This is a genomic window from Anaerolinea thermophila, from assembly GCF_020723905.1.
GTDB lineage: Bacteria > Chloroflexota > Anaerolineae > Anaerolineales > Anaerolineaceae > Anaerolinea > Anaerolinea thermophila_A.
Window position 1 is genome coordinate 168,524 of the sequence record NZ_DYHZ01000008.1, and the last position, 14,650, is coordinate 183,173.

Genomic DNA, 14,650 nt, shown 5'->3' on the forward strand with positions numbered 1-14,650 from the left:
ATTTCCTCAAGGCAGAGAAATTTGCTCGACAGCCTGACGTACTGTCAGAATATTCCCATTCGGAGCAATGATTGGCAAAACACATCCTGTTCCGAGGATAAAACGCTCTCCGCCAGTGGAAAGAATTGCCTCACGGGCTTCCTCAAAAATGGTGTCCGGTGTGCCCAGTACCAGAGATTCCCACTGACGAAGTCCGCCGCAAACTACACCGGAAAACGCTTGCTTTGCCTGGCTGAGCGGAGGAGTGGTTTGACGGTCATGCCAGTTGATCACGGAACAGGGGTAGTCTGTGACCTTATCAAACATGACCTCGTTGCCGTGCAGGTGCAGAATGTTCAACCACCACCCTTTGGCTACCTCCAGAACACGCAAATCGTAGTAACGACCAAAGATCTCAAACTCTTCCTCGGATAAAAGCCCATACTGAGCGTGTTGAACTGCGTAGAAAATGCCATCAATGGCTGTTTTCCGGAGTTCTTCAAGGAAGCGCACGGTTACCTGGGTAATTCGCTCCAACCCGGCGTGTAAGGCTTCAGGATATCGGCGTAAGTGAATTAACAGTTTTTCCGGTCCTACCAGGTTTTTGGCTTGTGCCAGTGGACTGAAGATGGTTTGCACAACGGGAGTGTGCGGGGCAAATTCGGCTGTCAGGATGCGTAAAGCATGGATTTGATCTCCCAGATGTCCGCTGGTTGGGTCGAGCAAAGGGAGTTTTGCCCAATCTTCGGGATGTTGGATGACCCGGCGGGTATACTCACGGGTTCCTTCGGGGTTCCCGCGCCATTCGTCTTCTGCTCCCCAGTCTTTCAGACAAAACGATGAAGCCGGGGTGACCTTGATGAGATCAAAATCATACATGCGTTGAAATGCAGCAGTTGAAGCAGCCAGCCCCTCGGGCGTTTGATCGTCCACCGGAAAATGCCGCCATAAGGCAACCGGCACCCGATCAGGAATCTCGCCAGAAAGACAGGTTTCCAGACGCTCACGATGGCTGATAGTAGAAGGAGCCATAAGAAACTTACCGATCCAGATTCCAGTTACCTGTGCGAATGCGGTTGATGTGTCCTTTGATCAATCGCTGAATCATGGACGCGCGCACGTGATCTTCGATTTTTCCTGCTGTCTGGAAGGCTTTTTCAAACACACTAACTGCGTCCTGAGCCCGTCCTGCGGCAAGCAAATTCAGCCCTAAAGCATATAAGGCTTCAGGGTCATCTGCATTGGATTCCAGTGCCCGCCGAAAATCTTCTTCTGCGGCTTTGTAATCCCCGCGAGCGTAGTACAACCATCCCCGCTTTAAAAACTCTGCCGGGGTTGTCGGATTCATGCTTTCGGGTGTTGGAGTAACAGGTTGATTGCCAGGTTTTGCCATTTTTATTTTCCTCCCGTGACGTTTTCAGGACAACGAGTCGAGAATTTTGTGCATTTCTTCTTCTTCTCGGGATTGTTCCCGGAAATATTGTATCATGAAGGCAGACCGCCTCAGGCGTAGAGCCATTGGGGCAACGGTTTTGATATCTTCCAGAGTGACAGTGGTTCTGCCATCCGCTGCTGCATAGGCGCGCGCGGCTTCAAAGAGGGTGATTTCAGCACGGAGGGATTCGACCTGGAATTGCCGTACCAGTTCGGTTCCAGCGCGGGCAATTTCGGCAGGAATTTCTACACTGGGCAAGAGTGAGCGTGCCATTTGAATCTCAGCGCGTGCCTGGGCAGTTTCTTCTGCATACTGAGCCACCGTGGCTCTTGGGTTCAAGCGATAGGCTCTTGCGCGGCGGTAGGCTTCCAGGCGCTCATCAAGGTTGTCCAGCCCCCTTACCACCACCCGCAAGCCAAAGCGGTCCATAATCTGTGGTCTCAGGTTGCCCTCTTCAGGGTTCATGGAACCAACCAGTGTAAATCGAGAGCGGTACGTGGCTGCTACCAGATTGCGCCGCAGGGTATAGGTTCCCGAAGAGGCTGCATCCAGAATCGCATTGATGATATCGTCGCTGAGGAGGTTGACCTCATCCACATACAGCACGTTTTGATCCGCCTGAGCCAGAATACCGCGACGAATGCGCATGCGAAGATGACCGGGAGCATGCTCATCCAGTGCGCCTACCACATCTTCCAGTTTGGCATTCAATGGCAGTTCAATCAAACGGACACGATCCTTACGGGTGAGGGGGATGCCTTCGGCATATTTCCGGGCGCAGTCAGGACAGACCGCATCCATGCCTCCCTGTTCGATATCTTCAGGGAGACACCCGTAAAAACAGGTGCTGCGCTGGACTTCGGGAAGCAGGTCAATCAAACTGCGCGCGGTGGTGGTCTTCCCTGTTCCACGTGGTCCAATCAACAAAACCCCGTTCACCAGAGGGTTGATAATAGCGAGTAAAAGAGCCAGTTTCATTTCCTGTTGACCGACAAGTGCAAGGAAAGGAAACGGCATTACCTCAGCCAGCCCAGCGTCTTCGCGGTTGACTTCTGCCTGGAAGGCTTTTCCACTGACCAGATCTACCAGTTCCTTGAGCGACTTGACCGTGCGGGTCAGCAGATAATCTTTTGGCTCCGGAATGTCAAAAGAGGTATTATCGGACATATCTTTAGTTTACATCATTATATGTCCAGAAGCGATTGGCAAAGAAATTCCACATCATCACCACCAGCACGGCAATTGCCAGGGTGATGTTGTGCCCTACAAAAGTTGGGGTAAAAATAAATGGGCGTGGCAGGATGCGTGAGAACAGATTGATCATCGGGATTTCCAGGGTCGCAACCAGCGGAATGCGGATTCCTAACCCGATTGCGCTTACCAGTGCGAATTGAGCCAGTTGCTGTGAAAGTTGCTTGCTTCGTGAGTCGGGGTATGTCCAGAAACGGTTCCAGGTGAAATTGCTGATCACCGCAGCGGTAAAAGACATTGCACTTGCCCATACGGCTGGCATTCCCAGAAGGAGAATGCCGAAGTTAAACAAGCCAAAATCAACTACCGCTCCAATAACACCTACAACAGCAAATTTCAAAAACCGCTCTCGTTCTCGCGGATTGGACAAAATCATAAAGAAAGCCCCATTTTTTGTCGGAAGTATGGGATGGTGCGTTGAATGCCTTCGGCTAAAGATATTTTCGGTTCCCATTTTAAGATCTGCCTTGCACGAGTAATATCTGGTTGTCGGCGTTGAGGGTCATCTCCCAGGCGCGAAGCCGGTTGGAAGATGACGCCTGCCGGGTTCCCTACAATTTCATTGATGGTTTGAGCAAATTCCAGAATGGTGGTCTCAGTAGGATTACCGATATTGACAGGGTTATGTTCATCCGAGAGGAGCAGGCGGTAAATGCCTTCAATCAGGTCATCTACGTAGCAAAAACTGCGGGTTTGCGAACCATCTCCGTAAATGGTGAGGGGTTCGTGCCGCAGGGCTTGCTGAATAAAATTGGGCACTACTCTTCCATCGTCCAGCCGCATGCGGGGACCATAGGTGTTGAAAATCCGCACAATACGGGTATCAATGCCGTGATAACGGTGATACGCCATGGTCAAGGCTTCGGCAAAGCGTTTGGCTTCATCGTACACCGATCGCACACCAATAGGATCAACATGCCCCCAGTAACTTTCCTTTTGCGGATGTTCGAGAGGATCGCCGTAAATTTCACTGGTGGAAGCCAGCAGGTATCTGGCCCGGTGAGCGCGTGCCACTCCCAGTGTGTTATGGGTACCCAGCGCGCCCGCTTTCATGGTTTGAATGGGCAGGTTCGTGTAACCATACGGCGAGTTTGGGTTAGGACTTGCCGGTGAAGCAAAATGGAGCACTGCATCAATTTTGCCCGGCACAAAAATAAAATTGGACACATCATGGCGAATGAACAGGAAATTTGGATTCCCTGCCAGATGTGCCATATTATCCGGACTGCCCGTGATAAAGTTATCCATACCAATGACGAAGTGACCTTCCTTGATCAGACGGTCACATAAATGAGAACCGAGAAAACCAGCAGCGCCAGTAACTAAAATTCGCATCTTTACCAATCCACCTTTTCTATTAATCCATCTCCGGTGATTTGAATGGCTTCACCGGTTTGCGGGTGTACCAGGAACAAATTCTTCTGGTAAATTACTGCCAGACGAAAAGTTCCGTCCTCAAACGGCTCTGGCGACCAAACCACTTCCTGCGGGTCCAGTCCCAGTTTTCCTTCCTCAGGGAAAATTTGCCGGTTGTTTGAGCCATCCCGGTCCATCACCGAGAGGCGATATCGTCCATTCTCTCCCTGTTCACTGGAAATGTTATTCAGGTATGCCACCTGGTAACTTCCATCTGCACTTCGCGGCGAGACTACAGGATAGGCAAACATGCCTGCTTTTTCCACAATTTTAATGAATGCACCATTGTTGATGACGTAAGCGCTCACATCAAAATAGGGTGAGGTTTCGGCGTTCTCCTGCCCCGGGCGAGGTGCATGAGTTAGGGTATAAAGTACCTGGTGATTGGGAGACCATGCCAGTGCCGGCACCCATGCCCAGTCAGCGCGCGTCTGGTAGGGGGTGATTTCCACCAGAGGGGTAAGTTCACCGGTTTCCAGGTTGACCAGCCCGACAACATTCGGCTGAGCGTATGCCAGCAAGGCTCCATCCGGAGACCAGGCAAATTGAGTTCCCCACCAGCCGAACGCCCCGCCGTAATTGGCTTCAACCAGGGTAGAGGTTTCTAGTATGATGCCGCTGGGGCTGTAGCGGGTTAGGATCAGGTCATTGTTGGCTTGCCATCCAGGAGCAGTTGTTCGCGGTTCTACGGTTGAATAAGTAATACTTAGCCCCTGTCCGGGTACCCAGTCCGCAAAGTGAATGATGTTTTTGGCTCGCAGGTTGACCGGTTGGGCTTCAGGATCGGTCAGATTGAGCATCCATAAGGTGTTGATTTCCTCCCCCGGTTCGGTAGAAGAACGGCGGGTGAACAGGAGCCATTCCCTGTTGGGAGAAAGCGAAAAAATCCGCCCGTCTAAATCTCCTGTGGTCACCAGCGGACGCCGATTGCCGGTATTTCCCTCCATCAGCCACGCATTACCCCCCGAAAGATATACTAACTTGCCGGGTATATCCGTAGGGGTGAAAGGACGTTGTACCCCTACCATTTTGATCTCCGGACGGGGATCAACAATCCGTACTTCTTTGACAATGCTTCGGGAGACTTCCTGTCCATCCTCATAGACGACTCGGATGGTACGCTCCAGTTTTCCGTTGCTCCCCGATTGAATGATCATCGTGCGGCTTTCAGGAAGCGACTCGTTCTGCACGGTTTGGCTGTCAAAAGGAATGGTGATCTCCTCAATTTTCAGTTCTTCCTGGACACGAATCACTCGGATGGTATCGCCCTTTTCCAGTACGGTATAACCCGGCGGTTCCAGGCGATCCAGCGGATTCAGTTTGATACCGGCTTTTTCCACTGCACCTTGAGCGGTTGTCCCGGCAGGAACTTGCAGAGAGAGGCTTTGCCCATCTACCGAAATCTGTACGGTGTAATTCTCAACTGAAGGGCTGGGATTCAGAGAACAGGCACTTAAAACCCATCCCAGCAGGACAAATAATCCCATCAGGTGGATGCGAAGAGAGCGGCGGAAGGGTGTCAAGAACTGCATAATCAGGTATAATCCTGCCTCGTAAGGGTTATTTGAGGGAGCCAGTGATGGAGAGCAGTTCATCTTCTACACGGACCTCTTCAATCTTCAATGGCTTCCCCTGAAAGGTGGTCAGTTGCCCGATACGATCATTGACGGTTTGACTGAGGGCATTGACAGTTCTTTCGGGAAGGGGTAGAGAGCCAACCTTTGCAGAAACAATTTGCATTTGAAGAGTGCCTTCTGCAACAGAAGGCTCAAACACAACCTCCACCTGTGCATCCATGATGCCTGTTGAGGTCGTTCCGGTAAGTCGGATCTGGTTATCTTGAAAATCAACCTGAAGGTCACGGAGATCGCTTTCGGAGGTTGTGGATTGCTCTCGGATGAAAGAGGAAAGTTGTTTCTCAGTAATGGTCAGGGTGACTTGCCCCGTTGTGGCTAACTCTTGCAGTGCACTGGATAACTGCTCTTCCAGTGAAACGGAAGGTATGGTTTCGGGAGATGGAGTCGATTGGATCCGTTGAGGAAGGTTGCAGGCAACACTCAACGTGATCAGTAAGGCAACAAACAAAAGAATTTTACGCATCAATTTACTCACAGGACAACCGTATAAAAATCTGATGACAACCAATTATAGCATGAGTGAAAACCTGACTCTTAACAATCCCGTAAGCACAATCCTTCCCATGGTGGAGGCGTTGTTGTTTGTGGCTCCCGCACCGGTTGCGCCAGCGCAACTGGCTCAGGCTCTGGAAGTGCCGGTAGAAACCGTAGAGGCGGCATTACATGCACTACAGCAAAGTTATCAGAATGGGCGCGGGTTAAGCCTGCAGTGGCATCTGGGAAAAGTCCAGTTGACGACAGCGCCACATGTGGCGGAAGTGGTTGAGCGTTTCCTTGGACTGGAAGCCACTGCTCGCCTGAGCCGGGCTGCACTGGAAACGCTGGCGATTATCGCTTATCGTCAGCCCATCACCCGTCCAGCCATTGACGCCATTCGCGGGGTGAACAGCGATGGTGTGCTGAAAAGCCTGCTGAATAAAGGACTGGTCGAAGAAGTTGGGCGGGCAGAAGCCCCCGGTCGTCCAATCCTTTATGGCACGACCAGCGAGTTCCTGCAACATTTTGGTTTATCTTCCTTGCAGGAACTGCCGCCATACGATCGGGAAGAAGAAACACCAAAAGAAGAAAACCTGATTTTGAAGGATTGAGAAGATATGGCTGAAGAACGTGTACAAAAGATTCTGGCCCGTGCAGGGTATGGTTCGCGCCGTGCCTGTGAGGAATTGATTTTAGCGGGCAGAGTCAAAATCAATGGACAAACAGCGGTTTTGGGCTCGAAAGCCGATCCTGCCCGTGATCAAATTCTGGTGGACGGTCAAAAAATTCCCCTGCAACCTCCACCGATTTATATCATGTTGCATAAACCACAGGGTGTGCTATCGGATGTGGAAGTTCACAAGGACCCCCGTCCTACCGTACGCGATCTAGTCCCTGTGGAAGGGCATTTGTTCTCGGTAGGCAGGCTGGACTACGAGAGCGAAGGTCTGATTTTACTGACCAATGATGGTGAACTGGCGAATCGTCTCACCCATCCGCGATATGGGCACGAAAAAGAGTACCGTGTCCTGGTAGGAAGCCGCCCCGACGAGCGCCAACTCGAAGCATGGCGTCATGGCATTGTTCTGGAAGATGGGTATCGCACAGCCCCGGCACAGGTGCGGGTTGAAGGGGTGGCAGGGAAAGGCGCATGGTTGCGGGTGATCTTGCGGGAAGGACGAAAGCGCCAGATTCGTGAGATGGGGCGTTTAACCGGCCTGCCTGTTTTAAGAATCATTCGCATCCGGATTGGCAATTTGCTTTTAGGAGACTTAAAACCCGGTGAGTGGCGTTATCTGACTCCGCAGGAAGTGCGATTGCTCAAAGCCGGCGTTTCTTCCTCCGGACGGTCGTAATTTTCAACGGTCCCGAAAAAAATTCCTCCCGTCGGGTTAAGCGGGAGGAATTTTTGTGTTTATTCAGCAGGCAGGGCTTCTACAATGCGCTGGATTTGTTCAGACGGTAGCACCTGTTGTTTGGCGCGTTTTCTAACAAAATCCTTTAATTTTTCCACCGTGATGGCAGGATAAGGAGCATCATCCATCTGATCCAGTTGAATTTGCGGATGGGTGAACACCAGTACAACATTGGCGGGGGGAAGTTGCTCATCCGGTAAGGCTTTCTTGATGAAGCGGTCCCAGTCCACCAGTGCGGCTTCGGCATCCAGATCCGGTCTGCCAATCCCTTCTTGCCCAAACAGGCGCGTAAACCACGAAACACCATGCTGGCGGTAGCGGTTCTTCTCAAAGGTGATGAACCCTTTTTGATAATACGGAATCAACAGCCAGATTCCTGAAGGACCCACCAGCAGATGAGATACCGGTCCCCGGTAGTGATAGAGGTGGTAACGGTCATCCAACCCTTTAAGTTTTTGGGAGATGATTTCGTCAATGGTTGGAGATTTGCCCCAGCGATTGCCAAAGTACAGGCTGATTTGGGTCAGGATTAACCCGACAAACATTGCCCCGTAAGAAAGGGTAAGATACCGCTCGCTTTCAGGGGTGGTCACCAGGGTTGGATCTCTAAATGAAGCGATGATTTGATTTAATGCCAGTACAAATCCACCTACCAACACTGCTAACGCCGCAAAGGAAGTGTAACGCCCGATTTTCTGGTTGCGAAGGACCTTTTTCTCGTCGCGGATGATATTCATACAGAAAAATTCTCCTGGTTTGGTTTATGATACCGGTTCATTGGATGAAAGTTCTTGCTGGATGGCATCCCGAAGGGCACCGAGCAAATTCTTTTGCACTGCTTGGTGTGCCAGTTTAAGACCACTGTAAATGGCACGCGCATTGGAGCGTCCATGCCCCACAAACACTAATCCGTCAATCCCCAGCAAAGGTGCTGCACCCACCTCATCGGGAGCCATCATCTTTTTGAGTTGACGGAAAGCCGGTTTTGCCAGTAGACCGCCCAGCATAGTAATGGGCGAGGATTTGATTTGTTCCGTCAGCATGTCGATGAGGAGTTTGCTTACGGCTTCCACCGATTTTAACATGACATTGCCAACAAACCCATCAGTCACCACCACATCCACATCACCCTGGAAAATTTCTTTGCCTTCCACGTTGCCAATGAAGTTGAGACGGGTTTTCTCCAGCAGGGGGTAGGTGTCATGGACCAGTTGATTGCCCTTTGAGGCTTCCTCTCCATTGGAGAGCAGACCTACTCTTGGCCGCTCAATTCCGAGCATTTTTTGCGCATAGATTGAACCCATCACTGCAAACTCTACCAGAAATTCCGGGCGGCAATCCACGTTGGCGCCGATGTCGCAAACCACACAAAATCCCTTGCGGGTGGGGAAAACCGCTGTGAGGGGAGGACGGGAGACCCCACGAATCCGTCCCAGAGTGCGCAGGGCGATGAAATTTGCTCCACCGGTGTTTCCTGCGGTGAAGAACGCGCTTGCCTCGCCAGATTTGACCAGTTCCATTCCCACAGCCATGGAGTTGCGCGGCTTTTTCCGTGCCCCTTCGACGGGTTTATCGGTCATTTCCAGTACATCAGGAGCGTGGACAAGCCGCACAGGGGCGTTTCGGGTATTGGCTTTTTCCAGTTTGGGGCGAACAATTTCTTCATTTCCTACCAGGATGATTTCTTCCCCCAGTTCCAGCGCGGCATGGATAGCGCCTTCTATCTCGGGGTCAGGGTAATGATCGCTTCCCATTGCATCAAGTACGATTGGCATGGCAACCTCTCTTTTGTGGTTTTTGGCTTGACATTCAACCAGAGCCGATTATAATACAGACACGCACGCGCTGGTGCTGGAATTGGCAGACAGGCATGGTTGAGGGCCATGTGCCGCGAGGCGTGTGGGTTCAACTCCCACCCAGCGCACTCCAAAAGCCGCAGAGAGCGGCTTTTTTCGTAATTCCTTTCCCTTTTTACTTGTCTCTATCACATGATTGGGGGATAATGGATGAAAATTCCTGTATGGAAAGCGTTGTAAAATGGAGATGGGGGAAGATTTATTTGAGGTGAGCCTATGACCACGCCGACCATTCTGGTAGTGGATGATGACCGCAGTATTGTGAAATTATGTCAGCGGTTGCTGGAGAGGGCTTCCTTCCAGGTTCTGGCGTCAACCGATCCTTTCGAAGCGCTCAAAATTTTGGAAGTCCACCGGGTGGATTTGCTGCTGACGGATATCCGTATGCCGGTAATGGATGGTTTTGAACTCATCGAGCGGGGTAAAGCCCTGCAACCCGATTTAGCCGTCCTGGTGATGACAGGATTTGGCACTGTCGATACTGCCATTCAGGCGCTTTATCGTGGCGTGGATGGGCTAATCCTCAAACCGTTCGAAAATACCGCTGGATTGGTGGAGGCGGTTCAACGGGTGCTCACCTACGCCCGGCAGAAACAGGAAGCGGCGCGTGCTCAAGTTCTCAAACCCCTGTTTGATATTACCGAGACATTACTTGCTGAAACGTCTTTACAGACCCTGGAAAAGTTGATCCAGAATGCCATCATTGGAATTTTCCAATGTGAGTATGTGGGTGTGATTCAACGTGAAGGGCAGGGGAAAGGCGGAAACCTGATTGTTGGTCACATGCTCCCCCGTCAACTGGACAAGGATGTATGGGAGAAACTGTTCCGCATCCTGATTGAGCATGATAGCACCTCCATTTTGATCCACCAAACGGGTCCCGGCAACGCAGAGTTACAGAAAATCTTGCGTTTGGCAGGGTGGACTTCTCTCATGGTTACCTTCATCAACCGTGGAGGGCGTGAGTTTATCTTTCTGGCGGGGCGCTCAAGCCCGGCACAGCCCTACACCTCAGCCGATCTGGATCTCTTCACCATGCTGGCACGCCAGGCGGCAGTTGCGCTGGAAAACGCCCGCCTGTACACGGATTTGAAAGACTACATCCGCCGGGTGGAGGAATCCCAGCAGGCGCTGGTTCAGGCAGAAAAGATGGCGGCAGTGGGGCGTTTGGTGGCTTCGCTGGCGCACGAAATCAATAATCCATTGCAATCTTTACAAAACTGCCTGCACCTGGCTTTGCGGGCGGATCTGGACCCAGAACAGCGCAGTCACTATCTCAATTTGACCGAAACCGAATTAAATCGTCTGATTCAAACCGTTCGCCGGATGCTGGAGTTTTACCGTCCCAGTTCGCACGAACGTACGCCCATTCAACTGGCAAAGGCGGTTCAACATGTTGTTGATCTCATGCGTTCAGAAATTCGCTCCCGCGGTGTGGAAGTATCGCTAAATATCCCGGAGGATGCAGAAATTTCCGGGCTGGAGGATCAGATTCAACAGGTCTTCTTCAATCTGATTTTGAATGCTCTGGATGCTGTAGAGGCAAGTGAAACGAAGCGAATCTGGGTAGAATGTGTTTCTCATGAAAACGAATGGGTGATCACCGTGGAAGATTCCGGACCGGGTGTTCCGTCCGAGATCAGGAACCGTATTTTTGAACCCTTTATCAGCACCAAGAAAAATGGAACCGGGCTTGGTTTAGCCGTCAGTTACGGCATCATCGAAGCCCATGGTGGCACGCTTGCCCTCATTCCAGGAAAATATGGACAGGGCGCTTGTTTTGAAATCCGCTTTCCGAAAGAAGAGGGATTGGATGCATGAACCGGATTCTGATTGTTGATGATGAGGAAATTGCCCGACTTTCTCTGGCTGAGATCCTCAAACTGGAGGGGTATATTATCCGTACCGCAGCCAGTGGGGAAGCCGCAGTGGATTTACTGAATCGCGAGTCCTTCGATGTTATGATTCTTGACTTGAAGATGCCCGGTATGGGGGGCATGGATGTACTTAAGGCAATCGTGGATACTCTCCCAGACCTCAAGGTGATTGTCCTGACCGCACACGGTTCCATGGATACTGCCATTCAGGCTTTGCGTTATCGGGTTCATGATTATCTACTCAAGCCCGCTACCCCTGCGCAGATTCTCAAAAGCATTCAGGGGGCTTTGGAACAGCGCCAGCGGGAGCGTTACCACGCTGAACTGCTGGCACGCGCGCCGCAGGTCATGTCATTTCCCGGCGGGGCAGAGATGGACCTGAACCGGCGAATCATCCGCTGGCGTGGAGGAGAAATCTCCCTGACCCCCACCGAAGCCAAACTATTGGGGATTTTGTATCAATTAAAAGGGCAGGTCATTACCCATTCAGAACTGGTGCTGATCTGTCAGGGGTATCATGTGGATAACGAAGAAGCGGCGCGCATTTTACGTCCGGTGGTCAGTCGTTTACGTCAGAAACTGGAAGCCGTGCCTGGATGGAATGACTGGATTAAGAACGTAAGAGGTTCTGGATACGTTCTGGATCTTTCCAGTAACTAAGGCTGAGATTGCCATGGCACGTCGGTGGTTGGAATGGATGGGGGATTAAGCCACGAAAGCCATCCGGTTGCCAGCCGTTTCTGTGGGGGAATGCGATCCAGTCCAACAAGCACCAGACTGATACATAACAGCGTAGCCCCCAGCCACTGATGAGGGGTGAGCCTTTCGTGGAGGAGGATGCTGGAAAGAATGACGGTTACCAGCACTTCTCCCAGTCCAAGCAAGGCGGTTTGCAACCCGCCGAGGCGTTTGATTCCCAGAAAAAGTGTGAACCGGGAAAGAAAAGTGATCAGCGCCATGGAAAAAATTGCCCACCATGCCACTCCATCGGCGGGCGGGCGACGGTCTCCGAGGAGATAGGCAATGACTACCGTTGCCGACATTCCCAGTAAGGTGTAAATGGTAACGGTAGGAGCAGGCACTTCAAACAGGATGCGTTGATTAATCACCAGGTGAAGGGCATATAAAGCAGCAGACCCCACCATCATTACAGCGCCAAGGAGATCAATCGTTCCTTCAGTGCTCTGGAGAAGCAGTCCAACCGCAACGATAGAAATGACCAGACGAAGGGCGGTCAGTGGGGTGATGGATTGTCGGTCCAGCAGTAACCAGAATGCCAGGAAGAGGGGGTAAAGGGAATAGAGTAATTGCCCAACCCCGGCGTTAATTCTGCCCAGAGCGGTGTAGTACAGCACAGATCCCAATCCATTGATAAATCCTGCCAGCAGGCACCCGATTAATCCCACCGGGTAAATATAAAAGAAGGGACGCCGCCAGATAGCCATAAAAGTCATGAACAAAATAGCAGCGATCCCTGTTCGTAAGGCAATGACCGCGAGAGGCGTAAAACCAGAGAGGATGGCAACTTTCCCGAAGATTGGAACCACCCCCAAAAATAACGCTGATGCCAGCGCAGCGGTGATGCCTTGCTGTTTGGTCATGCTCCTGTCATCCTAACAATGCGCGCACCTCATCCATAAATTCATCGCTCATGAAATCCCCTTTTTGCATTAACGTTTGGATGTGTCCCCGCAAGCGATCTTTCTCGTTGGGGGTCAGTTCTTTGGCGGTGACGACGATGACGGGAATTTCAGCCGTTTCTGAAGATTTCTTCAACTCGTTCAAAACGGCAAAGCCGTCCATCTCCGGCATCATCAGGTCGAGGATAATCAGGTTGGGTAGTTCGCGACGAGCCAGTTCGATGGCTTCCATACCGTTGGTGGCTTCGAACAGTTTGTATTCGCCCTGCGATTGCAGAATACGCCGGATGAGGCGGCGCACATCCGGGTTGTCGTCCACGATCAGGATACGCGGGAAGCGGTCCAGTGAGACTTTCGTCAGCGCTGCCAGCAAGCCTTCCTCGTTGCTCTCTTCCATGCCCTGAGAGGGCACCAGATCGCGTGCCCAGCCCTCGCCAAGGATGTTGCGCTCCACGGGGACTGTATGCCCGGTGCAATTGACCACCACGGTTTCGTGAGGTTTGATGACCCCGGCACGAATCAGTTTGACCAGTCCGGCAAAAGCAACCGCTGCGGCTGGTTCTACCGAAAGACCTTCCATCTTGGCAAGGAAGTGCATGGCACGGAAGGCTTCGTCATCTGAGACGGCTTCAAATTCACCGCCGGAAGCCGCGAGCATCTTCTGGCGCAAATACGTATATGTCCTGCCCGGATCGCCGGTTGCCAGGGTGGCGATGAGCGTTCTTGGGGACTGAACAGGGAGGGCTGTTTCGCGGTTCTGTTTCCATGCATGCACCATGGGCGCGCACCCTTCTGCCTGAATGGAGGCAATTTTGGGAATGCGGTCAATCCATCCCATTCGATACAGTTCCTCAAACCCTTTGAGCACCCCAATTGGTCCCATGCCGCCAGAAACTGCCTGTACGTACCAGTCCGGTGCGCGCCAGCGAGGTTTTTGCCCTTCTGGAGGGAAAACAGGCTCACCCATGAGATTGGTCAGCTGCTCGGCAATCTCAAAGGCAATGGTTTTCATGGATTCGATACAGGGCACGGTGCGGGCTCCCAGGTCAATGCTCAAATGGCGTTGCTGGGCAAATTCTGCCGCGACCTTTTTGGCTTGATCGTACGAGCCGGTAATTTTAATCACCTGCGTACCATAAATGGCTACCTCGCGCATTTTTGCCGCGGGAACCAGACTCGTCAGAAATGCCCATAACTTGATCCCCGCCCGGGCGGAATAGGCAGAGTAAGAAATGGCAACATTCCCCGTAGAAGCAATGACAAACTCAGAAACCCCAGCCTCTTTAAGGGTGGCAACCGTCACAGAAGCCTGCCGATCCTTAAAAGAAGCGGTGGGTCCCTGACGTTCGTCCTTAACGTAAATATTGGGGTTTCCCAGCATCATCCCAAGGTTGGCGGCGCGAATTAACGGAGTACCGCCTTCCCCCATGCTCAATTCAGGACGGGGGCTTTCCACCGGCAGCAATTCGCGGTACCGCCAGATGTCAAACGGGCGGGAAACCAGGCGCTGCGCCAGTGTGGTGGATAGTCTGTCGTAATCGTAGCGCGCTTCGCGCCACATACTCCCACACTGGGGGCAGGCGGGTTGGACAATGGAGAAGGGGGCTTTATGTCCGCAATCCAGACATTCAACGATAACGTGAGAAGGCATATGGTCAGTCCATTAA

The 14,650-nt window shown here is 52.0% G+C and carries 15 protein-coding genes and 1 tRNA gene; 5 read left to right on the forward strand and 11 right to left on the reverse strand.

What is annotated here, in order from left to right:
* Positions 1 to 6: 6 nt before the first annotated feature.
* From LHF31_RS12920 to LHF31_RS12950, 7 genes are read right to left on the reverse strand one after another with little or no spacing between them, the layout of a single operon-like run.
* A complete protein-coding gene (locus tag LHF31_RS12920) occupies positions 7 to 1,011 on the reverse strand; it encodes a uroporphyrinogen decarboxylase family protein (RefSeq protein WP_298009665.1) in 1,005 nt (334 codons plus the stop codon).
* A 7-nt stretch (positions 1,012 to 1,018) separates the two neighbouring features.
* Positions 1,019 to 1,372, reverse strand: a complete 354-nt coding sequence (locus LHF31_RS12925) for a tetratricopeptide repeat protein (protein WP_298009662.1) — start codon at positions 1,370 to 1,372, stop codon at positions 1,019 to 1,021.
* Positions 1,373 to 1,396: 24 nt separating this feature from the next.
* Positions 1,397 to 2,581 carry an ATP-binding protein gene (locus tag LHF31_RS12930; RefSeq protein WP_298009659.1) on the reverse strand — a complete coding sequence of 395 codons (1,185 nt, stop codon included), beginning with the start codon at positions 2,579 to 2,581 and terminating at the stop codon, positions 1,397 to 1,399.
* Positions 2,582 to 2,585: 4 nt separating this feature from the next.
* The gene (locus tag LHF31_RS12935) at positions 2,586 to 3,005 is read right to left on the reverse strand and encodes a GtrA family protein (RefSeq protein ID WP_298009656.1); all 420 of its coding nucleotides are present in this window, start codon (positions 3,003 to 3,005) and stop codon (positions 2,586 to 2,588) included.
* A gap of 32 nt (positions 3,006 to 3,037) precedes the next feature.
* The gene (locus LHF31_RS12940) at positions 3,038 to 4,000 is read right to left on the reverse strand and encodes a UDP-glucuronic acid decarboxylase family protein (protein ID WP_298009653.1); all 963 of its coding nucleotides are present in this window, start codon (positions 3,998 to 4,000) and stop codon (positions 3,038 to 3,040) included.
* A gap of 2 nt (positions 4,001 to 4,002) precedes the next feature.
* Entirely contained in the window at positions 4,003 to 5,613 is a 1,611-nt protein-coding gene (locus LHF31_RS12945) for a G5 domain-containing protein (RefSeq protein WP_298009650.1), read from the reverse strand.
* Positions 5,614 to 5,641: 28 nt separating this feature from the next.
* On the reverse strand, positions 5,642 to 6,181 hold the full coding sequence (locus LHF31_RS12950) for an LmeA family phospholipid-binding protein (RefSeq protein WP_303774286.1): 540 nt from the start codon (positions 6,179 to 6,181) through the stop codon (positions 5,642 to 5,644).
* 34 nt (positions 6,182 to 6,215) lie between these two features.
* Here LHF31_RS12950 and scpB point away from each other — a divergent pair, with 34 nt between their 5' ends.
* Together scpB and LHF31_RS12960 are read left to right on the forward strand one after the other, a co-directional pair.
* Positions 6,216 to 6,806 (forward strand): SMC-Scp complex subunit ScpB, encoded by a 591-nt coding sequence (scpB, locus tag LHF31_RS12955; RefSeq protein WP_298003573.1) that lies wholly within the window; start codon positions 6,216 to 6,218, stop codon positions 6,804 to 6,806.
* 6 nt (positions 6,807 to 6,812) lie between these two features.
* On the forward strand, positions 6,813 to 7,550 hold the full coding sequence (locus tag LHF31_RS12960; protein WP_298003576.1) for a pseudouridine synthase: 738 nt from the start codon (positions 6,813 to 6,815) through the stop codon (positions 7,548 to 7,550).
* 59 nt (positions 7,551 to 7,609) lie between these two features.
* Here LHF31_RS12960 and LHF31_RS12965 read toward each other — a convergent pair whose 3' ends face one another.
* Complete coding sequence (locus LHF31_RS12965) at positions 7,610 to 8,347, reverse strand: hypothetical protein (protein ID WP_298003579.1); 738 nt, start codon at positions 8,345 to 8,347, stop codon at positions 7,610 to 7,612.
* Between the two features lie 24 nt (positions 8,348 to 8,371).
* The gene (gene plsX, locus LHF31_RS12970; protein WP_298003582.1) at positions 8,372 to 9,385 is read right to left on the reverse strand and encodes a phosphate acyltransferase PlsX; all 1,014 of its coding nucleotides are present in this window, start codon (positions 9,383 to 9,385) and stop codon (positions 8,372 to 8,374) included.
* Positions 9,386 to 9,452: 67 nt separating this feature from the next.
* Here plsX and LHF31_RS12975 point away from each other — a divergent pair.
* The 3 genes from LHF31_RS12975 to LHF31_RS12985 all read left to right on the forward strand — a co-directional run bounded on the left by LHF31_RS12975 (position 9,453) and on the right by LHF31_RS12985 (position 12,003).
* Positions 9,453 to 9,534: transfer RNA gene (locus tag LHF31_RS12975), tRNA-Leu, on the forward strand.
* A gap of 148 nt (positions 9,535 to 9,682) precedes the next feature.
* A complete protein-coding gene (locus LHF31_RS12980) occupies positions 9,683 to 11,287 on the forward strand; it encodes a response regulator (RefSeq protein ID WP_303774287.1) in 1,605 nt (534 codons plus the stop codon).
* Positions 11,284 to 12,003 (forward strand): response regulator transcription factor, encoded by a 720-nt coding sequence (locus LHF31_RS12985; RefSeq protein ID WP_298004300.1) that lies wholly within the window; start codon positions 11,284 to 11,286, stop codon positions 12,001 to 12,003. The genes LHF31_RS12980 and LHF31_RS12985 overlap by 4 nt, the downstream gene beginning before the upstream one ends.
* On the opposite strand, the gene LHF31_RS12990 is transcribed toward LHF31_RS12985, so the two are convergent.
* Both LHF31_RS12990 and LHF31_RS12995 read right to left on the reverse strand, forming a co-directional pair.
* Entirely contained in the window at positions 12,000 to 12,944 is a 945-nt protein-coding gene (locus LHF31_RS12990; RefSeq protein WP_298004302.1) for a DMT family transporter, read from the reverse strand. The two genes, LHF31_RS12985 and LHF31_RS12990, sit on opposite strands and share 4 nt — an antisense overlap.
* A gap of 7 nt (positions 12,945 to 12,951) precedes the next feature.
* Positions 12,952 to 14,634, reverse strand: a complete 1,683-nt coding sequence (locus LHF31_RS12995) for a pyridoxal-phosphate dependent enzyme (protein WP_298004304.1) — start codon at positions 14,632 to 14,634, stop codon at positions 12,952 to 12,954.
* Between the last annotated feature and the right edge of the window lie 16 nt (positions 14,635 to 14,650).